Origin of the sequence: Roseovarius sp. A46, assembly GCF_004126395.1 — a bacterium.
Taxonomy (GTDB): domain Bacteria; phylum Pseudomonadota; class Alphaproteobacteria; order Rhodobacterales; family Rhodobacteraceae; genus Roseovarius; species Roseovarius nitratireducens.
Window position 1 is genome coordinate 34,771 of record NZ_PVWS01000012.1, and the last position, 18,973, is coordinate 53,743.

The 18,973-nt window shown below is 67.5% G+C and carries 22 protein-coding genes; 10 read left to right on the plus strand and 12 right to left on the minus strand.

Annotated features, from left to right (window positions below):
• Window positions 1-9 precede the first annotated feature (9 nt).
• Entirely contained in the window at window positions 10-357 is a 348-nt protein-coding gene (locus C6W92_RS08175) for an antibiotic biosynthesis monooxygenase (RefSeq protein WP_104017665.1), read from the plus strand.
• Between the two features lie 89 nt (window positions 358-446).
• Window positions 447-917: a hypothetical protein gene (locus C6W92_RS08180; RefSeq protein ID WP_104017664.1), complete on the plus strand. Its 471-nt coding sequence runs from the start codon at window positions 447-449 to the stop codon at window positions 915-917.
• 106 nt (window positions 918-1,023) lie between these two features.
• Here the strand turns inward: C6W92_RS08180 and C6W92_RS08185 are convergent, their stop codons facing one another.
• The 3 genes from C6W92_RS08185 to C6W92_RS08195 are packed head-to-tail and all read right to left on the minus strand — an operon-like array spanning window position 1,024 to window position 2,860.
• Window positions 1,024-2,109, minus strand: coding sequence for a 5-(carboxyamino)imidazole ribonucleotide synthase (locus C6W92_RS08185; RefSeq protein WP_129432513.1), 1,086 nt, complete (start codon window positions 2,107-2,109; stop codon window positions 1,024-1,026).
• Complete coding sequence (gene purE, locus C6W92_RS08190; RefSeq protein WP_129432514.1) at window positions 2,102-2,590, minus strand: 5-(carboxyamino)imidazole ribonucleotide mutase; 489 nt, start codon at window positions 2,588-2,590, stop codon at window positions 2,102-2,104. Before purE ends, C6W92_RS08185 begins: the two co-directional genes overlap by 8 nt.
• Before the next feature lie 45 nt (window positions 2,591-2,635).
• The gene (locus C6W92_RS08195; RefSeq protein WP_129432515.1) at window positions 2,636-2,860 is read right to left on the minus strand and encodes a DUF465 domain-containing protein; all 225 of its coding nucleotides are present in this window, start codon (window positions 2,858-2,860) and stop codon (window positions 2,636-2,638) included.
• A gap of 160 nt (window positions 2,861-3,020) precedes the next feature.
• On the opposite strand from C6W92_RS08195, the gene C6W92_RS08200 reads away from it, so the two are divergent.
• The 3 genes from C6W92_RS08200 to C6W92_RS08210 all read left to right on the plus strand — a co-directional run bounded on the left by C6W92_RS08200 (window position 3,021) and on the right by C6W92_RS08210 (window position 4,631).
• Window positions 3,021-3,434 (plus strand): Hsp20 family protein, encoded by a 414-nt coding sequence (locus tag C6W92_RS08200; RefSeq protein ID WP_129432516.1) that lies wholly within the window; start codon window positions 3,021-3,023, stop codon window positions 3,432-3,434.
• A gap of 6 nt (window positions 3,435-3,440) precedes the next feature.
• Window positions 3,441-3,680 carry a DUF1150 family protein gene (locus tag C6W92_RS08205; protein ID WP_129432517.1) on the plus strand — a complete coding sequence of 80 codons (240 nt, stop codon included), beginning with the start codon at window positions 3,441-3,443 and terminating at the stop codon, window positions 3,678-3,680.
• A 63-nt stretch (window positions 3,681-3,743) separates the two neighbouring features.
• Entirely contained in the window at window positions 3,744-4,631 is an 888-nt protein-coding gene (locus C6W92_RS08210; RefSeq protein WP_129432518.1) for a hypothetical protein, read from the plus strand.
• Here the strand turns inward: C6W92_RS08210 and C6W92_RS08215 are convergent.
• From C6W92_RS08215 to C6W92_RS08245, 7 genes are all read right to left on the minus strand, one after another.
• Window positions 4,604-5,305 carry a hypothetical protein gene (locus C6W92_RS08215; RefSeq protein WP_129432519.1) on the minus strand — a complete coding sequence of 234 codons (702 nt, stop codon included), beginning with the start codon at window positions 5,303-5,305 and terminating at the stop codon, window positions 4,604-4,606. The genes C6W92_RS08210 and C6W92_RS08215 overlap by 28 nt on opposite strands.
• A gap of 279 nt (window positions 5,306-5,584) precedes the next feature.
• Window positions 5,585-7,297 (minus strand): bifunctional sulfate adenylyltransferase/adenylylsulfate kinase, encoded by a 1,713-nt coding sequence (locus tag C6W92_RS08220; RefSeq protein ID WP_129432520.1) that lies wholly within the window; start codon window positions 7,295-7,297, stop codon window positions 5,585-5,587.
• Window positions 7,298-7,508: 211 nt separating this feature from the next.
• On the minus strand, window positions 7,509-8,399 hold the full coding sequence (gene hemF, locus C6W92_RS08225; protein ID WP_129432521.1) for an oxygen-dependent coproporphyrinogen oxidase: 891 nt from the start codon (window positions 8,397-8,399) through the stop codon (window positions 7,509-7,511).
• Between the two features lie 11 nt (window positions 8,400-8,410).
• Window positions 8,411-9,211 carry an SDR family oxidoreductase gene (locus C6W92_RS08230; RefSeq protein WP_129432522.1) on the minus strand — a complete coding sequence of 267 codons (801 nt, stop codon included), beginning with the start codon at window positions 9,209-9,211 and terminating at the stop codon, window positions 8,411-8,413.
• Between the two features lie 48 nt (window positions 9,212-9,259).
• A complete protein-coding gene (locus C6W92_RS08235) occupies window positions 9,260-10,258 on the minus strand; it encodes a class I SAM-dependent methyltransferase (protein ID WP_129432523.1) in 999 nt (332 codons plus the stop codon).
• 1 nt (window position 10,259) lies between these two features.
• Complete coding sequence (clpS, locus tag C6W92_RS08240) at window positions 10,260-10,604, minus strand: ATP-dependent Clp protease adapter ClpS (RefSeq protein WP_129432524.1); 345 nt, start codon at window positions 10,602-10,604, stop codon at window positions 10,260-10,262.
• 115 nt (window positions 10,605-10,719) lie between these two features.
• Window positions 10,720-11,544, minus strand: coding sequence for an IclR family transcriptional regulator (locus C6W92_RS08245; RefSeq protein ID WP_129432525.1), 825 nt, complete (start codon window positions 11,542-11,544; stop codon window positions 10,720-10,722).
• Window positions 11,545-11,823: 279 nt separating this feature from the next.
• On the opposite strand from C6W92_RS08245, the gene bhcA reads away from it, so the two are divergent.
• Genes bhcA through bhcD form a run of 4 tightly spaced genes read left to right on the plus strand, consistent with a single transcriptional unit; the run spans window position 11,824 to window position 16,222 of the window.
• Window positions 11,824-13,014 carry an L-aspartate--glyoxylate aminotransferase BhcA gene (gene bhcA / locus C6W92_RS08250; RefSeq protein ID WP_129432526.1) on the plus strand — a complete coding sequence of 397 codons (1,191 nt, stop codon included), beginning with the start codon at window positions 11,824-11,826 and terminating at the stop codon, window positions 13,012-13,014.
• A 14-nt stretch (window positions 13,015-13,028) separates the two neighbouring features.
• Window positions 13,029-14,003 (plus strand): beta-hydroxyaspartate dehydratase BhcB, encoded by a 975-nt coding sequence (bhcB, locus tag C6W92_RS08255; protein ID WP_129432527.1) that lies wholly within the window; start codon window positions 13,029-13,031, stop codon window positions 14,001-14,003.
• Window positions 14,004-14,051: 48 nt separating this feature from the next.
• Window positions 14,052-15,215 (plus strand): 3-hydroxy-D-aspartate aldolase BhcC, encoded by a 1,164-nt coding sequence (bhcC, locus tag C6W92_RS08260; protein WP_129432528.1) that lies wholly within the window; start codon window positions 14,052-14,054, stop codon window positions 15,213-15,215.
• 11 nt (window positions 15,216-15,226) lie between these two features.
• Window positions 15,227-16,222, plus strand: a complete 996-nt coding sequence (gene bhcD, locus C6W92_RS08265; protein ID WP_129432529.1) for an iminosuccinate reductase BhcD — start codon at window positions 15,227-15,229, stop codon at window positions 16,220-16,222.
• 6 nt (window positions 16,223-16,228) lie between these two features.
• Here the strand turns inward: bhcD and C6W92_RS08270 are convergent, their stop codons facing one another.
• Window positions 16,229-16,981, minus strand: coding sequence for a LytTR family DNA-binding domain-containing protein (locus C6W92_RS08270; RefSeq protein ID WP_164989196.1), 753 nt, complete (start codon window positions 16,979-16,981; stop codon window positions 16,229-16,231).
• Between the two features lie 142 nt (window positions 16,982-17,123).
• Between C6W92_RS08270 and C6W92_RS08275 the strand changes: the two genes are divergently transcribed.
• Window positions 17,124-17,561, plus strand: a complete 438-nt coding sequence (locus C6W92_RS08275; RefSeq protein WP_129432531.1) for a PaaI family thioesterase — start codon at window positions 17,124-17,126, stop codon at window positions 17,559-17,561.
• A gap of 103 nt (window positions 17,562-17,664) precedes the next feature.
• Here the strand turns inward: C6W92_RS08275 and C6W92_RS08280 are convergent, their stop codons facing one another.
• Window positions 17,665-18,885 (minus strand): cytochrome b/b6 domain-containing protein, encoded by a 1,221-nt coding sequence (locus C6W92_RS08280; RefSeq protein ID WP_129432532.1) that lies wholly within the window; start codon window positions 18,883-18,885, stop codon window positions 17,665-17,667.
• Window positions 18,886-18,973 lie beyond the last annotated feature (88 nt).

An 18,973-nucleotide genomic window follows, 5' to 3' on the forward strand; every position in this document is an offset into this window, starting at 1 on the left:
GCAAATACGATGATCGCGGTGATATTCGAGGTGATCCCCGGCGAGGGACAGACCGACCCCTACCTGGAAGTGGCGGCGAAGATGCGGCCCCTGGCCGAGGCGGTGCCGGGCTTCATCAGCGTCGAGCGGTTCCAGAGCCTCACGCAGCCCGGCAAGCTCTTGTCGCTGTCGTTCTGGGAGGACGAGGCCGCGGTCGCGCAGTGGCGGCAACTGGAGGCGCATCGCGGCGCGCAGAAGGCGGGCCGCGAGGTGATGTTCGACGATTACCGCTTGCGGGTGGTGAGCGTGATTCGCGACTATGGCAAGTTCGAGCGCGCAGAGGCCCCCGGGGACAGCCGCGCGGCGCATGGCGGCTGACACAAACCATCGCCAAGCTGTGATTTGCGCGCATACGCCGGGGCGGCTAGCCCTTGGTGCAGCAAACCACGCGACGGAGCCGGATCACCATGGATGCCACCCGCCTGAGCCCGCAGGACAAGCTGGATGGACTGGCGCTGCTGATCCTGCGGCTGGGGCTGGCATGGTTCATCTTTTTGTGGGCGGCGCACAAGATCATCACGCCCAAGCAGTACCAGAACCTTGCGCGGCATTTCGACGGGGTCGAGGTGAGCGTGGGCCAGGTCATGCTGGGCGGCTGGGTGCAGATCGCGCTGTGCGCGCTGGTGGCGCTCGGGGTGCTGCGGTATCTGAGCTATGGCAGCCTGCTGGTGATGCATGTCTTTACCGTCACCCGCCGCTGGGAGGGGTTTGTCGATCCCTTCGCGCTCAATGACCGGGGCTTTCCGGTGAATCGCAACCAGGTGATCGACCTGGCGGTGCTGGGGGCATTCATCGCGCTGGTGCTGCTGATCCGGCGCGATCACTTCAGCGTCGGTGGCTGGCTGGCGCGTCACGACCGACCGCGCTGGTGGCTGTGACGCCTGTTAGCGTGTCGCGATCATTCGCATTCACGCGACACGTTAACTGCTTGATTTTGCATGTTCAAGAAGCTCAAAACCGGTTCCCACTTTTGAGCAACATGCTCTACCCCGCCGCGCCTGTCACGCGGTTGACATGGCCCATCTTGCGACCGGGGCGGGCCTCGGCCTTGCCGTAGAGGTGGATCGCCGCGCGCGGGTCGCGCAGCAGGTCGGGCAGGCGGTCGATATCCGAACCGATGAGGTTCTCCATCTCCGCGTCGGCGTGGCGGCTGCCATCGCCGAGCGGCAGGCCGGCCACCGCGCGGATGTGCTGCTCGAACTGGTCGACGGCACAGCCCGCCTGCGTCCAGTGGCCGGAATTGTGCACCCGCGGTGCGATCTCGTTGACGAGGAGCGCCTCGGGCGTGACGAAAAGCTCTACCCCCATGACGCCGACGTAATCGAGCGCGTTGAGGATGCGCCCCGCGAGCAGCGCGGCGTCGGCGCGCTGTGCCGCAGAGAGGCGCGCGGGCACGGTGGTGCGGCGCAGGATGCCATCCTCGTGCACGTTCTCGCCGGGGTCATAACAGGCGACCTCGCCCGAGAGACCGCGCGCGGCGATCACCGAGACCTCGTGCGAGAAGGCGACGAACCCCTCGTAGATGGCCGGCTGACCGGCCATTTCCTCTAGCGCGGCGGCGGCGCCTTCGGGGGTGTCGATGCGCACCTGCCCCTTGCCATCATAGCCGAAGCGGCGGGTCTTGAGGATGCCCGGCGCGCCGATTTCTGCCAGCGCCTCGGCGAGGTCCTCGGCATCGTCCACGGCGGCAAAGGGGGCGGTGGCGAGGCCGAGATCGGTGAGCGCGGCCTTTTCCACGAGCCGGTCCTGGCTGACCTTGAGGGCGCGGCGGCCCGGGCGCACGGGCGCGAGACCGGAAAGCAGGTCGAGCGCGGCGGCGGGGATGTTCTCGAACTCGAAGGTGACGACATCGCAGGCGGCGGCAAAGGCGCGCAGGGCGTCCTCGTCCTCGTAGGGGGCCTTGAAGTGGACATTCGCGACGTGGCTGGCCGGGCAGTCGGCGGCAGGCTCGAAGATGCAGGTCTTGAAGCCGAGCCGGGCGGCCGCGACCGAGAGCATCCGGCCAAGCTGGCCACCGCCCAGGATGCCGATGGTGGCGCCGGGGGCGAGGGAGGCGTGGGGATCACTCATCGCGGGGCTCTTCGGGGATCGAGGCAGAAAGCGCGGCGCGCCAGTCGTCGAGACGCTGGGCCAGCGCGGCATCCTCATTGGCGAGAATCGCGGCGGCCATCAGCCCGGCATTGGCCGCGCCGGCCGCGCCGATGGCCATCGTTGCCACGGGGTAGCCGCGGGGCATCTGCACGATGGAGTAGAGGCTGTCGAGCCCTGAGAGCGCGCGGGTCTGAATCGGCACGCCGATCACCGGCACGCGGGTCTTGGACGCCATCATGCCGGGCAGATGCGCCGCCCCGCCCGCACCGGCGATGATCGCCTTGAGCCCGCGCCCGACGGCATCGCGGCCATAGTCCCAGAGCCGGTCGGGGGTGCGATGCGCCGAGACGATGCGCGTCTCGTAGGCCACGCCCAGATCGTCGAGTATCTGTGCCGCCTCGCGCATGGTGGGCCAGTCGGACTGGCTGCCCATGATGATGCCGATCTTCACGCCTGTCATTCGCGCCCCCTGATTTGGAGCGCGCACTATACCCATGACGGGGGGTTACGCAATGATGTCGGGGTAGAGCCGGTCCTCTATCCGGGCGATCGTGTCGCGCAGCCAGAGCTTTTTCTTCTTGAACCGTTGCAGGGTGAGCTGGTCGGCGGTGGGCCGTTCCTGAAGCGCGCGGATGGCCGCGTCGAGATCGGCGTGTTCGCGGCGGAACTCTTCCAGCTCGACGCGCAGGACCTCGTCGGTTTTCATCGAAAGGTCGCTATAGGCGTTCATGGCAAGCGGGTCCTCTCTTGATGCCGGGCGCATAGAATAGCCGATCCGGGCGGGTTCGCAAAGGGCTTGCGCGGGGCGGGTTCCGCCCCCATATTTTGCTCGTCGGGTCGCCGTTGCGGGGCCCGGCGAAATGGACGGTCGCTTAGCCAAGGACGTGTCGATGACAAAGCTTTCACTGGGGTCGCACCCCTACCTTCTGGGTTTCGAGCAGCTTGAGCGGCTGCTGGAACGCAGTGCCAAATCCGGCAACGAGGGCTATCCGCCCTTCAACATCGAGCAGACTTCGCCCAATTCCTATCGCATCACGCTGGCCGTGGCGGGGTTCTCGGAGGATGATCTGTCGATCACCGTGGAGGACCGCCAACTGGTCATTCGCGGGCGGCAGGCGGACGGGAACGCGGAGCGCGTGTTCCTCCATCGCGGCATCGCGGCGCGTCAGTTCCAGCGCTCTTTCGTGCTGGCCGACGGCGTCGAGGTGGGCGAGGCGATCATCGAAAACGGACTGCTGCATGTCGATCTGCGGCGCATCGAGCCGGAACCGGTCGTGCAGCGGGTCAGGATCACAAAGGGGTAAGCGATCATGGACACGAAATACGATTTCGACACCGACTTCGACACGAGCGCCGGGCGGCCCATCGTCTATGTGCGCACCGTGAAGGCGGATGATCTGCCCGAGGAGATGCGTGCGCAGGTCGGTAACCACAAGACGCTCTACGCGGTGCACAGCACCGAGGGAGAGCGGCTGGCGCTGGTGGCGGACCGCAAGTTGGCCTATTTCCTCGCGCGGCAGAACGACATGGAGCCGGTCGCCGTTCACTGATTGCCTTGCCCGGCCCTTTGCGCCTAAGAGGCGGGAACATGGGGGCCGGAAAGGACAGCACGCGTGACTTCCCCGAGGGTTGCAATCCTGCCATATGGGCAGGCGCTGGGCGTGACGCCTGCGCGCCTGCCTCTGGCGTCTCTCGGCTGGCCGCTGGGCGTGCCGGCGGGCATCGAGGGCGGGGTGCTGGGCGATCTGGACCGCGACGATCACCTGATCGTGCCGCCGCGCAACACGCTGCACCTGCGCCCCGGTTTCGGCACGCGGGCGCGGGTATCGCTGCTGTTCCGTGAGCCGCGCGCGATCCACGGCCATCACATGCGGCTCTTGCAGCTATTCAGCCACCGGCGGTTTTTTCGTGTGCTGACCGGCGACCCGGGCCTGATCGCGGCGCTGCCGAACGCGGTCGAGTTTCCGATGGGGGGCTCCTGGGTGCCGCACTGGCGCGATGTGTCGTGCGAGAAGCGCGCGATGTGTTCGCTGATCGCCTCGGCCAAGCGGTCGCAACCGGGGCACCGGCTGCGCCACGCGGTGGTGGACTGGGCGCGCGAGGCGCGCGCGGATGTCGAGGTCATGGGGATGGGATACCGCCCGTTCAGCGAGAAGGCCGAGGGGCTGGCGCCCTACCGCTACTCGGTGGTGATCGAGAACGTGCGCGAGCCGGGCTATTTCAGCGAGAAGCTGGTGGATGCGCTGCTGTGCGGGACGGTGCCGATCTACTGGGGCGCGCCGGATATCGGGCGGTTCTTCGACATCGGCGCGATGGTGGTCTGCGACGGGCTGGAGGACGTGCAGCGCGCGGTGGCGGCAATGTCGGAGGCGGATTTCGCCGCACGGGCGGAGGCGCTGGCGCGGGCGCGCGCCGTGGCGGCAGGCTACGCCGATATCGAGGGCCGGGCGGCGCGGGCGGTGCTGGCGGCGGCTCAGGGCGCGGGCGGCCAGAGGCCGTAGCGCGCGGTGATCTCGTCCATGCAGGCGCGGTTGGCGGCGGGGCGGTCGCGCCCGTCGATGACCGCGTCTTGCAGGGCGTGGGCGTCGTCGAAGGCATGGCGCATGCCCGTGCGCGCGGCAGGGGCGAGGCGGATGCCGATGCCCTGCCGGGCAAGCTGGGCCGAGAGCCAGATATCGTCGACAGGCCACGCGGCAGGCGGCGGAATGCAACCCGGACCGGCGAGCCATTCGGGGCGAATGCAGACCCCGGCGAAACCCTGCGCGATATCGGTGAGGCCGGGAGCGGGGGCGCGGTGGCCGTGCCGTTTGAGCCGGTCGAGGCCGAAGCCGGCGGCGGCGGCGGCGTGGCGGTCGGTGGTGGCGTCGAGCAGGGCGGCGGCCCAGCCGGGGGGCATGAGCCAGTCATCGTCGCAATAGATCAGCCGGTCGATATGGCCCGTCAGCGCGCGCGCGGCGGGCAGCGCCTTGGTGGCCGGACCCTCGTCGCGGGGCAGGAGCCATGTCTCGACCCCATCGGGCGTGTCCGGCGGCGGCGCGGCGGCAAAGCGCGCAGGGACATCGGGCAGGGCGAGGATCACGCGGGCAGGCGCCGGGCGTTGGGCGAGCAGGCTGGCCAGGACCGGGCCGAGGTGCGGGTAGCGCGGCGGGATCGAGGTGAGCGAGATGGCGTACATATCCGCGGTCGTGGCGTCGGACGGGCGCGCCGTCAAGGCCGGCGCGGCGTCAGGGGGAATGAGTGGTGCGACACGCCGGGATTGGCCTGGAGCGGTCGTTCAGGTCGTGGTGCCAATGCGCGGAATCGAGGCGCGCTTGCGCGCCGCTCGGGCCTTTTTCGGATTTGGCAGCCATTAAGCGCGGCAGAACGAACCTTGGATCGCCGCGCCGCGGCCCGTCGATGCGCGGCTAATCCTAACGTCCGCCACAAGCCAGAAACCGCCCGGCCCCGCAGCCCCTCAGCCCGCGACGAGGCCCATCTGTTCGAGCTTTAGAAGCACCTGATGGGCGCAGTTGTCGACCTCGACATTCTCGGTCTCCACGCGCAGTTCGGGATTTTCCGGGACGTCGTAAGGGTCGGAAATCCCGGTGAATTCCTTGATCTTGCCCTCGCGTGCCAGCTTGTAGAGGCCCTTGCGGTCGCGGCGTTCGCATTCCTCGATGGAGGTGGCGACATGGATCTCGATGAAGGCACCGTATTGCTCGATCTCCTCGCGCACGGCGCGGCGGGTGGCCCCGTAGGGCGCGATCGGTGCGCAGATGGCGATGCCGCCGTTCTTGGTGATCTCGCTGGCGACATAGCCGATGCGGCGGATGTTGAGGTCGCGGTGTTCCTTGGAGAAGCCCAACTCGGACGAGAGGTTCTTGCGCACGATGTCGCCGTCGAGGAGCGTCACCGGGCGGTCGCCCATCTCCATCAGCTTGACCATCAGCGCGTTGGCGATGGTGGACTTGCCCGAGCCTGAGAAGCCGGTGAAGAACACGGTGAAGCCCTGCTGCGAGCGCGGCGGGAAGCGGCGGCGCAGCTCGCCCACCACCTCGGGGAAGGAGAACCAGTCCGGCACTTCGAGCCCCTCGCGCAGGCGGCGGCGCAGCTCTGTGCCGGAGATGTTGAGGACGGTTACGTTGTCGCGGTCCTCGATCTCGTCCACGGCCTCGTACTGGGCGCGTTCCTGCACGTAGACCATGTGTTTGAAATCGACCATCTCGATGCCGATTTCCTCCTGGTGCTGGCGGAACAGGTCCTGCGCGTCGTAGGGGCCGTAGAAATCCTCGCCCGCCGAGTTCTTGCCCGGTCCGGCGTGGTCGCGGCCGACGATCATGTGGGTGCAGCCGTGATTGCGCCGGATGAGGCCGTGCCAGACCGCCTCGCGCGGGCCGGCCATGCGCATGGCGAGATTCAGGAGGCTCATGGTGGTGGTGGAGGCGGGATACTTGTCGAGCACCGCCTCGTAGCAGCGCACGCGGGTAAAGTGATCCACGTCGCCCGGCTTGGTCATGCCGACCACCGGGTGGATGAGCAGGTTGGCCTGCGCCTCGCGCGCGGCGCGGAAGGTCAGTTCCTGGTGTGCGCGGTGCAGCGGGTTGCGCGTCTGGAAGGCCACGACGCGGCGCCAGCCGAGCTTGCGGAAGAGTGCGCGCAGCTCGTTGGGGGTGTCGCGGCGGGCGCGGAAATCGTAGTGCACCGGCTGCTGGATGCCGGTGACGGGGCCGCCGAGATAGACCTTGCCTGCCGTGTGATGGAGGTAGTTGACGGCCGGGTGCGCGCTGTCGTCGGCGCCGAAGACATGCGCCGCCTCGCGCGCCTTGTCGGGCGTCCAGCGGTCGGTGACGGTCATGGTGGCGAGGATCACCCCCTCCTGGTCGCGCAGGGCGATGTCCTGCCCCGTCTCGACGCCCTCGGCGAATTCCTCGCTCACGTCGAGGGTGATCGGCATCGGCCAGAGCGTGCCGTCGGCGAGCCGCATGTTTTCGACAACGCTGTCGTAATCGGCCTCGGAGAGGAAGCCCTTGAGCGGGTTGAACCCGCCGTTCATCAACAGTTCCAGATCGCAGATCTGGCGCAGGGTGAGATCCCAACTGGCGAGGTCGCCGGCCTCGTGCTTGAGCTTTTGCGCGCTCTCGTAGGAGACGTAGAGTTCGGGGACGGGGGCGAGATTGGGGGACTGCATGGAAACCTTCGTGGTGCTGTGACTGCCGGGGCGGGCGGGGGCCGCCTTTGGCACGCGGATTAGCCCCGCTTGGGACAGGAGTTCAAGGCATAGGCGGTTTGTTTGCGGAATTGAGACAAAAATGACGCGGGCGCGGGTGCGCGTGGAACGGGCGTCGTGGTAGAGGGCGGATGGGCGGAGATCGGTTCCGAGGGTGCGGGTGGGCCCCGCCTCAGACCCATTTCGCCAGCGGCGGCAGGCTCATCAGCACGGCGTTCGCGTCGTGGCCGGTGGCTAGCCCGAACTTGGTGCCGCGGTCGTAGACGAGGTTGTATTCGGCATAGAGGCCGCGGTGGATGAGTTGCGTGTCGCGGTCGGCATCGGTGAAGGGCTGCACGCGGCGACGTTCGACCAGCGGCAGGAAGGCCGGGAGGAAGGCGCGGCCGATATCCTGCGTCAGGGCGAAATCGGCCTCCCAGTCGCCGGTGTTGCGGTCGTCCATAAAGATGCCGCCGACGCCGCGCGCGCGGCCCCGGTGGGGGATGTAGAAATATTCGTCTGCCCAGGCCTTGAGCCGCGGGTAGAGGTCTGCGCCATGCGGATCGAGATGGGCCTGCTGCTGGCCGTGGAAATGGGCAGTGTCCTCGGGGTATTCGATGCAGGGGTTGAGGTCCGATCCGCCGCCGAACCACCAGGCGTGCGGGGTCCAGAACATGCGGGTGTTCATGTGAACGGCGGGGCAATGCGGGTTCTGCATGTGCGCCACGAGGCTGATGCCGGAGGCCCAGAAGCGCGGGGCGCTCTCCATCCCCGGCACGCCGCGCGCGGCCATCGCCTTTTGCGCGGCCTGGCCGAGGTGGCCGTAGACCTCGGAGACGTTGACGCCCACCTTCTCGAACACGCGGCCCTGGCGCATGACGCTCATCAGGCCGCCGCCCGCGTCGGAGCCGTCGTCGCTGGCGCGGCGGGTCTCGCTCACCTCGAAACGCGCGGGGGCGGTGTCGGAGAGCGGGCCGGTGTCGTGGCTTTGCTCCAGCCCCTCGAAGGCGGTCACGATCTCGTCGCGGAGGCTGTGAAACCAGGCGCTTGCGCGGGCCTTTTCCTTGGTGAAGTCGTCGCTCATCTGTGGGCCTGTCAATGGGCGGGGGCGGCGCAGGGATCGAGCAGGGTGCGCCCGCCATCCATCGTCATGATCTGCCCGGTCATGAAGCCCGACCCGTTGGAGGCGAGGTATTGCACCGCCTCGGCCAGTTCGGTGGCAGAGGCGATGCGCCCGAGCGGGGTGTGATCCTCGATATCCTCGCGGTAGGCGCCGTGCTCGCGCAGCGTGTCCTTGAGCGAGGCGCTCATCACCGAGCCGAAGGCCACCGCGTTGACGCGGATGCGGTGCGGTGCGAGCGCCACGGCGAGGCTGCGCGTCATCTGGTCGAGCGCGGCGGACGAGATCGAGTAGGCCATGAGATCGGGATGGGTGCGGCGCGCGGCGATGGACGAGAGGTTGACGATCGCGCCTGCCGAGCTCTTGTCGCTGCCCTTGGCCTGCTTGATCATGCGCCGCGCGACCAGCTGGCTCATCCGCAGGGCTGTCATCAGGTTCTGTTGAAGGAGCGTTTCCACCCCGTCATCGTCGGGGTTGAGCGGGTCGGAGGCGACGACCTGCCGGCAGGCATTGATGAGGATGTCCACCTCCTCGAAGGCGTCGAGCGTGGCCGAGAGCAGGTTGGCCTGCGTCAGTTTCTGGCGCATGTCGCCAGCGAAGAAGCGGATGTTGTCGCTCTCGGCGAGGCTGCCCAGCTCCTTTTTCAGGCGCGCCTCGTCCTTGTCGGCAAACATGACGTTGGCGCCCTTGTCGGCGAAGTGCCGCCCGATGGCGAGGCCGATGCCATTGGCGGCACCGGTGACGATGGCGGTCTTGCCGGAGATGGAGAAGGACATCGGCACGGGCCTTTCGGGATGGTCTGCCGGGCGCGAGACTAGGTTATTTCAGCGCCGCTGGCGAGAGGGGTGGGAGGCGTGGAGGATCTTGAATCGGGAGTCGCCTGCCGCCTCTTCGACGCGTTTGAAATGCTGCGCGAGCGTGGTCTCGTAGGGCAGGTGGCGGTTGGCCACGAGCCACAGCGCGCCCGCCGGTTTCAGCATCATGGCGGCGGCGGCGATGAAGGCGCGCCCGATGCCGGGATCGGCGTTGCGCCCGGTGTGGAAGGGCGGGTTCATGATCACGGTGTTGGCGGGCGTGTCGGGGCGCCACGCGGTGGCGTCGGCCCAGTGGAAATGCGCGCGCGCATCGGTGATGTTGGTGCGCGCGCAGTCGAGCGCGTCATGATCGGCCTCGACGAGGTCGAGATGCTCGATGCTGTCGCGCGAGAGTGCACGGGCAGAGAGGTAGCCCCAGCCGGCCCCGAGGTCGATCACGCGGGCCCCGAGGGTGGCGGGCAGGGTGTCGGCCAGCGCGCGCGAGCCCGGGTCGATCCCGTCGGCGGAGAAGCTGCCCGGCGCGGTGATGAACCCGCCCTCGATCGTGCGCGGCCCTTCGGGTTGCCAGTCGGAGAGGTCGGCGCCGGGGGCGAGGATGAAGAGCTTGCCGTGGGCCTTGGACAGTGGCGCGCCGGGGGTGGCGCGGGCGTGCGCGCGCAGGGCGCGCAGCATCGATTCGATCCCGTCGGTCTTGTCCCCGTCGATGATCACCGGCCCGTCGGTGCAGGCGGCGGCCTGAGCCACCATGGCCTGTGCCAGCGCCCGGGCGCGGGGCATGCACACGAGGGCGGCGGCGTAACGGCCCGAGGGCGCGGTGGCGCGGTCGAACCCCTGCGCGCTGAAATAATCGAAATCGGGGCGCAGCGTGGTGATGACCTGCACCCGGTCGCGCGGCAGGGCGGAGAGGTCTGCGCCCGCGCGCGGCCCGAACACGGCGATGCGTCCGGCCCCGGGCAGGGTGACATGGCCGCCCCCTAGGGCAAGCGTCAGGCGGGTGGCGAGGCCCACGCTATTCCTTTTCCATTGTGCATTGCAGCGGGTGCTGGTGGCGGCGGGCGAAATCCATCACCTGCGCGACCTTGGTTTCCGCGATCTCGTGGCTGAACACACCGACGACGGCCAGGCCTTTCTTGTGCACGGTGAGCATGATCTCGAACGCCTGCGCGTGGGACATGCCGAAGAACCGTTCGAGCACCGCGACGACGAATTCCATTGGCGTGTAATCATCGTTGAGCAGCAGCACCTTGTAGAGTGGCGGGCGTTTGGTCTTGGCACGGGTCTTGGTGACGACCGCGCTGTCGGGGTCGTCGTCTTTGGAACCGGTCATGGTGGTGATCGGGACGTGTGCTGACATGCTGCGCGCTCTTGGCCGTAAGGGTTGGGTCGGTTGCGTATCGGAGGCATTCGCGCCTCGGCCCTTCTATATAACCGATGGCGGCCCCGAGAAAAGGGGGGTGCGCCAGTGCGGCTCAATTCGCCGAAGCGCTGCGTCCGGCGATGAGCGCGGTGAGCTCGTGTGCCGCCGCGGTGACCGCCGCGCCGAAGGCGGGCAGTCGATCGTCGGAGAAGCGCGAGGACGGCCCCGAGATCGAGATGCCGGCGCAGGGCTCGCCGCGCCCGTCGAGGATGGCGGCGCCGATGCAGGACATGCCTTCGTAGCGCTCGTCTCGGTCGAGGGACCATCCGCGCGCGCGGGTGGCGTCGAGATCGGCCATGAGGCTGGCGAGACTGACATGGGTGCGCGCGGTAAAGCCGGTGAGCCCGGTGGTGGGCAGCAGGCGGGCGCGGCGATCCTCGGGGAGGGCGGCGAGGATCGCCTTGCCGGTGCCCGAGGCGTGCATCGGCGTGCGCGAGCCGGGCGGAAAGAAGGCGCGGATCGGGTTGCCGGTCTCGATCTGGCCGATGAATACCACCTCGGAGCCGTCGGGCACGGCGAGGTTGGCAGTCTCGCCGGTTTCTTCCATGAGGCGCCGCATCACCGGGCGGCCCATGTCGGCGAGGCCCGCGCGCTTGAGGTAGGCGACGCCGGTGCGGTACGCCTCCAGCCCCACGGACCAGTCCTGCCGCTCTTCGTCGAAGCGGACGAAATCGCGGCCCTGGAGGGTGGTCAGGATGCGGTGCGTGGTGGCAGGCGGAATGTCGAGCGCGCGAGCGAGGTCGGTCAGGCTCGCGCCGTCGCGGCGGGCCACCTCTGCGAGCAGGCCGAGCGCGCGGTCGAGCGCCTGAAGCGTGCCGGTGCTCTTGTCGGTGAAGGCCGAGCGGGGGCGGCCGCGGGGGCGGGGGGATTTGGTCATGGGCGGCGGCGTGCAAGCACGCCTCGATTCCGCGCAGACGAGATACGTTCGTTGGCCTTGAGGTTCATGACTGTTCTCGGCTTGTCGTCGCGTTCGTGATGAGCATAGGAATAATGAAAAATATTTCCAAGAGCTTTCCTGTTTGTGGAGTTGGAAAATTCAAAGTTTTGTGAATTCAAGTAGTTACAAATTTTCTAGCATAAATGAAAAAGTTTTTCAGAAAAATTGCAATTCGGCACCCTTCGCGCCATTATGGCGTATCGCTAGGAGGACAGTGCCATGTCAGACCAGAACCCGGTTTTCATTCCCGGCCCGACCAACATCCCCGACCGGCTGCGCCGCGCCATGCAGGTGCAGACGATGGACCACCGCTCGCCCGCCTTTGCGGCGGCGTTGGCCCCCGTGCGGGAGGGCTGCAAGCGGGTGTTCGGGACGCAGGATGGAGAGATCGTGATCTTTCCCGCCTCGGGCACCGGCGGCTGGGAAGCCGCGATCACCAACACGCTGAGTCCCGGCGACACGGTGCTGGTGGCGCGCTACGGCATGTTCAGCCATCGCTGGATCGACATGTGCCAGCGCCACGGGCTGGACGTGCGGATCATCGAGTGCCCGTGGGGCAGCGGCGCGCCCGCCGACCGCTTTGCCGAGGCGCTGCGCGCGGACGAAGGCCACGAGATCAAGGCCGTGCTGGTCACCCATAACGAGACCGCGACCGGCGTCAAATCCGATATCGCGGCGGTGCGCGCGGCGATGGACGGCGCGGGGCACCCGGCGCTGTTGATGGTGGATTGCGTGAGCTCGCTTGGCTCGATGCCGTTCGAGATGGACGGCTGGGGCGTGGACCTCGCCGTTTCGGGCTCGCAAAAGGGGTTCATGCTTATGACCGGCATGGCCATCGTGGCTGTGAGCCCCAAGGCGCTGACCGCCGTGGAGAGCGCGACGCTGCCGTGCACCTATTTCGATTTCCGTGACATGCTGGGGGCTTATGCCAGCGGCGGTTTTCCCTACACGCCGCCCTTGCAGTTGATCTTTGGCATGGATGAAAGCCTGAAGATGCTGTTCGAGGAGGGGCTGGAGAATGTCTATGCCCGCCACACCCGCCTGGCCGAGGGGGTGCGGCGCGCGGTAGCGGCCTGGGGGCTGCGGCTGGTGGCGCAATCGCCCGATCTCTATTCGGATACGGTGAGCGCCATCTACGTGCCCGATGGATTTGACAGCAACGCGCTGGTGAACCACGCTTTTGCCACCTACGGGATGAGCTTTGGCATCGGTCTGGGCGAGATGAACGGGCGGGCGTTCCGCATCGGGCATCTGGGCAGCCTGACGGATGCGATGGTGCTGTCGGGGCTGGCCACGATCGAGATGGCGATGGCCGACCTGGACTATCCGATAACCCTTGGCAGCGGCGTAGCCGCCGCGCAGGCGCATTACCGTGCGACCGCAGGCGCGCAGCGCTCGCGGGCCGCTTGAAAAAGGAGACCTTCATGCTGGACCACAAGGAGCGCACCGCCGCCGATCTGACGATCGACGATGTGACGGCCGCGCGCGAGCGGATCGCGCCCTATATCCACCGCACGCCGGTGCTGACCTCGTCGTTTCTCAACGAATTGACGGGGGCTGACCTCTACTTCAAATGCGAGAACTTCCAGAAGGCGGGCGCGTTCAAGGTGCGTGGTGCATCGAACGCGGTGTTCGGCCTGTCGGACGCGCAGGCGGCGCGCGGGGTGGCCACGCATTCGAGCGGCAATCATGCCCTCAGCCTCAGCTATGCCGCCGGGCGACGGGGCATCCCGTGCTACGTTGTGATGCCGCGCACCGCGCCGCAGGCCAAGAAGGACGCCGTGCGCGGCTATGGCGGGATCATCACCGAATGCGAGCCCTCGACCACCAGCCGCGAGGAAGTATTCGCCCGCGTGCAGGAAGAGACGGGGGCGGAATTCGTGCATCCCTACAACGACCCGCGCGTGATCGCGGGGCAGGCGACGTGCTCGGCGGAACTGATCGAACAGGTCGATCGGCTGGATGCGGTGATCGCGCCGATCGGTGGCGGCGGCATGGTGTCGGGCTGCTGTCTGACGCTGTCGAACCTTGCGCCCGATGTGCAGATCTACGCCGCCGAGCCGGAGCAGGCGGACGATGCCTATCGCAGCTTCAAGGCCGGGCACATCATCGCCGATGACGCGCCGGATACGGTGGCCGACGGGCTGAAAGTGCCGTTGAAGGACAACACCTGGCATTTCGTGAGCCGTCACGTCACCGACATCCTGACCGCGAGCGAGGACGAAATCATCGACGCGATGAAGCTGACATGGGCGCGGATGAAGATCGTGATGGAGGCAAGCTGCGCGGTGCCGCTGGCGACGATCCTGAAGAACCGCGAGGTATTCGCGGGCCGTCGCGTGGGCGTCATCATCACCGGCGGCAATGTCGATCTCGACCGCCTGCCCTGGATCAAGTGAGCGAGGACCGGGCGCGGCCCGGGCCACAAGCATAACCGGAGGATACCAATGAAAGACGCGATCAATCTCGACGATTTCGAAGTAGGCTTTGACATCCCCGCCCTGCCGGGCATGAACGAGACCGACATCCAGACGCCGTGCCTCGTGCTCGATCTGGACGCGCTGGAGCGCAACATCAAGAAGATGGGCGACTGGGCCCGCGACCACGGCGTGCGGCACCGGGTGCATGGCAAGATGCACAAATCGGTGGACGTGGCGAAGCTACAGGAAAGCCTTGGCGGGGCCTGCGGCGTCTGCTGTCAGAAGGTGAGCGAGGCGGAGGTGTTCGCCCGCGGCGGGATCAAGGATGTGCTGGTATCAAACCAGGTGCGCGACGCGGCCAAGATCGACCGGCTGGCGCGGATGCCGAAGCTGGGCGCGCGCACGATCTGCTGCGTGGATGATCTGGCCAACGTGGCCGACCTGTCGGCGGCGGCGCAAAAGCACGGCACCGAGATCGAGTGCCTGGTGGAAATCGACTGCGGCGCCGGGCGCTGCGGTGTGACCACGACACCCGAAGTGGTGGAAATCGCCAAGGCGATCGACGCGGCGCCGGGCCTCAAGTTCGCGGGCATTCAGGCCTATCAGGGCGCGATGCAGCACATGGACAAGTACGAGGACCGCAAGGCCAAGATCGACGTTGCCGTGGCGCAGGTGCGCGATGCCGTGGACGGCCTCAAGGCCGAGGGGCTGGAGTGTGACATCGTCGGCGGCGGCGGCACCGGAAGCTATTATTTCGAGGGCAATTCGGGCGTCTATAACGAGCTTCAATGCGGCTCTTATGCCTTTATGGATGCCGACTATGGCCGCATCCTGGACAAGGAAGGCAACCGCATCGACCAGGGCGAGTGGGAGAACGCGCTGTTCATCCTGACGAGCGTCATGAGCCATGCCAAGGCGGACAAGGCCATCGTCGATGCGGGGCTCAAGGCGCAGTCGGTGGACAGCGGGTTGCCGGTGATCTTTGGCCGTACGGACGTCGAATACGTCAAGTGCTCGGACGAGCATGGCGTGGTGGCGGACCCGCAGGGCGTGCTGAAGGTCAACGACAAGCTGCGGCTGGTGCCGGGCCATTGCGACCCGACCTGCAACGTCCATGACTGGTACGTGGGTGTGCGCGGCGGCAAGGTGGAAACCGTCTGGCCGGTCTCGGCCCGTGGCCGCGCGTATTGAGGGGCCGCATCATGGACAGCCAGATCGAGACCCAGGGCATCGTCGTCGTTGGCGAGGACATCTGCGAGCAGGTCATCAGCCGCGCCGATGCCTTTGTGGCGGTGGAGCAGGTGTTTGCCGCGATGGCGCGCGGGGACGCCTATAACTTTCCCGTTGTGCGCGAGGCGATCGGGCACGCGGATGCGCTCTACGGCTTCAAGAGCGGGTTTGACCGGGCCGGGTTAGTGCTTGGCCTCAAGGCCGGAGGCTATTGGCCGGGCAATGCCGCGAAGGGGTTGACCAACCACCAATCCACGGTGTGCCTGTTCGATCCCGATACCGGGCGGCTGTCGGCGTTGGTGGGGGGCAATTACCTCACCGCGCTGCGCACCGCGGCGTCCTCGTCGGTGTCGATCGCGCATCTGGCGCGCAAGGACGCGAAGGTGCTGGGCATGGTCGGTGCGGGGCATCAATCCACCTTCCAGTTGCGCGCTGCCGCAGAACAGTGCGATTTCGACAAGGTGGTGGCGTGGAACCCGCATCCCGAGATGCTGCCCCGTCTTCAGGCGGTGGCCGATGAGCTGGGCCTAGCGTTCGAGGGGGTGAGCCCGGAGGAGCTGGGCGCGCAGGCGGATGTGATCATCACGATCACCAGCGCGTTTGAGCCGCTCATCATGGCGGACTGGATCCGGCCCGGCACGCATATCGCCTGTATGGGCACCGACACCAAGGGCAAGCAGGAGGTGGACCCCGCGCTGCTGGCCCGCGCCCGCGTCTTTACCGACGAGGTGGCGCAATCGGTGAGCATTGGCGAGGCACAGCACGCGGTGGCGCAGGGGCTGATCGGCGAGGGCGACATCACGCCTGTCGGGGCGGTCATCAACGGCGATCATGCCGGGCGCGATTCGCAGGATGCGATCACGTTGTTCGACGGCACCGGCGTCGGCTTGCAGGACCTGGCCGTGGCGTCGGTCGCCGCAAGGCTGGCGCGGGAGCGGGGGCTGGGAGAGGTCGTGCGGCTAGGCTGAGGCGGTTCAGGCGCCGTCTTGCCCCGGCACGAGGCACAGCTTTTCGAGCCGGGGGCGATACTTGCGGCTTACAGGCACGCGGTCGCCATTGGCGAGCGTGACGTGGAGCTTGCCCCCCTCGGTCGTATGGCCGGTGACTGCCGCGCGGGCCACCCAATGCGAACGGTGGGTGCACAGCCCGTCGACCGGCTCCATCTCGTCGATGGCGTCCGACAGCCGCAGGCGCAGCGTGGTGGCACCATGATCGGTGACCACCTCGACGGTATGATCGCGACCCGTCAGGCGCAGAACGCTGGCCTCTTGCAAGGATTCGGGGAGGCGGCGTATCAGGCGCGGGCGCGGCGGGTCGGGCGCGCGATCGAGCCCGGTCAGTTGCCGCCGCAGGAAGAAGATCGGCGCGACGAAAATCCCGGTGTTGAGCCAGATCGAGGTGATGGCGAGATCGGCCTGGGTGAGCACCGGATCGAGCCCCGCGCGCAGCATGTAGATGAGCGGCGCGAGCAGGGTGGTGATGACGAGCGATGCCTTGAGGTCGATCCAGAGCGGGTGCCAGCCCCGGCAGACGGTCAGGAAGGTCGCGCTCACGACTGCGCCGATGCCGAGGCCGGAGGTGACGATCGTGCCCCAGTAGACCACCCGCAGCCCGAATCCCATGGTCTGGAAAGTCCCGAACGGCCCTGCCACCACCGCCACGAGGCAGCCGATCAGCCAGATCGAGATCGTGATGCGGGAGGTAAATGCGGCGGCGACCTCGGACATGTGCCGTTGGAACTCGGACCAGATCAACTCGATACCTTTGGCAGTTCGTGCATAGCGTGTATCTAGCAGGCGAATTTCAGGAGGCCAAGCTTGCGTTGGGGGCGAATGGTCGCAAGGATGCGGTTCTGGACGGGAGAACATCATGAAAAAGGACGCCGCGCTCTCTCCGCAGGTGACGACGCGCATCCACGAGAGCTTTGCCGCGCAGGCGATGATGGCGACGCTGGGCGCGCGGTTGGTGGACGTGGGCCCGGGGCGGGTGCGGATCGAGGCGCCGATCCTGCCGGGCAGCCGCCAGCAGCACGGTTTCGCCCATGCCGGGCTGAGCTTTGCCATCGGCGACAGCGCGGCGGGCTATGCCGCGCTGAGCGTGATGCCCGAAGGCTACGAGGTGCTGACCACGGAGATGAAGATTCACCTGCTCGCGCCGGCGAAGGGCGAGTTGCTGGTGGCCGAGGGGCGGGTGCTGCGGCCGGGGCGGCGGCTGGTGATCGTGGAGGCGGATATCCACGCGCTGGAGGACGGGCGCGAGACGCATGTCGCGCGGCTGATCGGGACGATGATCCCGCTCGCGCCGTGAGACGGGGGATTGGCCCGGAGAGGGGGCGCGTCCGTCGAACCCGGTGCCTTTGGTGCGACGGGGCGTGCTGGCGGCGCGTGAACGCCCTGATCCGGGATGGCGCTCAGCCATCGGCGCGGCGTGCCACGAGGTCGAAGGACACCTCCACCTCGAAGCCAAGCTGCCCCGGATCCTGCGCGCCCTCGCCGATGCCGAAATCGCGCCGGTCCACAATCAGCCCCCCCGAGGCGCGGGCGGTGTCACCCTCGATGTCGAGGGTGAACGGCATCTCGACCGGTACGGTCTGGCCCTTGATGGTGAGCGTGCCGCGCGCGACGTGGCCGTCGCCCTGCGAGATGAGATCGGCGGCGAAGGTGGCGGTGGGGTGCGCGTCGGCGTTGAAGAAATCGGGGCCCATCGCCTGTTTGGTCACCGAGCCGAGCGTGAGCGACGGGATCGCCACCACAACCTCGACCGTGCCGTGGCGACCCTCGGCATCGGCGGTCTCGGCATAGGCGATATCGGCGGTCCACTCGGCGAATCTGCCCGTGACCTGCGATCCCATCTGCCGGATCGCGATTTCGAGGCTGCCCTCCTGTACCTGCCAGTCGCTTTTCACTGCGGTGAGCGCGGGGGCAGCGCCGACGCCGGGTTTCTCGAACCAGCCGAGGGCACCTGCGCCGCCCACAACGCCGGCCCAGACCGCGAGCGCGGCGACCAGCGGCAGCGTGTGCCCCGGCTGGTGCGCGGTGGGCCGGGCCGAGACATCCCCGGGCAGCATCCGGCGCAGCGTGGCGTCGCCGTCGAGGAGGTGATGCTTGAGCGCGCCCGCGACATGGGCGGCGAGCGCCGCTGCGAGCACGAGGATGAACAGAAAGTGCAGCGTGGAAGCGATTTCCGAGACCGCTTCGGATTTGGGCACGAAGGGCAGGTCCTGTCCGAACGGCCACCAGATCGGCGCGAAGCCCGTGGTGGCCGCGTGATACACCCAGCCTGAAAGTGGCACTGCAACGAGCGAGCCGTAGAGCAGCCAGTGGACCGTCTCGGCGGCCCATGCCTCTAGCGGGCGGTCGCCGTTCAGCAGCCCTGGCTTGGTTTGCGTCAGCGCCCAGAGGATACGCGCCAGCGCCACGAAGAAGACCGTCACGCCAGTGGTCTTGTGGATCGAGAAGAGGAGCGCGGCGCGCGCCACCTGTGCCTCGGTGCCGCCTGTCGTGGCGATTTCTTCGGCCATCTGCGCGGCAAACCAGCCCAGCGGCAGGTTGGTGAGGATCAACAGCGCCGTCAGCCAATGAAAAGACTTGGTGATGGCGCCGTATGTCGTGGCGGAACTGGTGATCGGCATGGGGTGATCCTCTTGCGGTTGCGCGCCAATCTAGCGATCGCCGTGCCCCCGTCCATCGCCGCCTGCGCACAGGTTGCGTGCGGCTGGG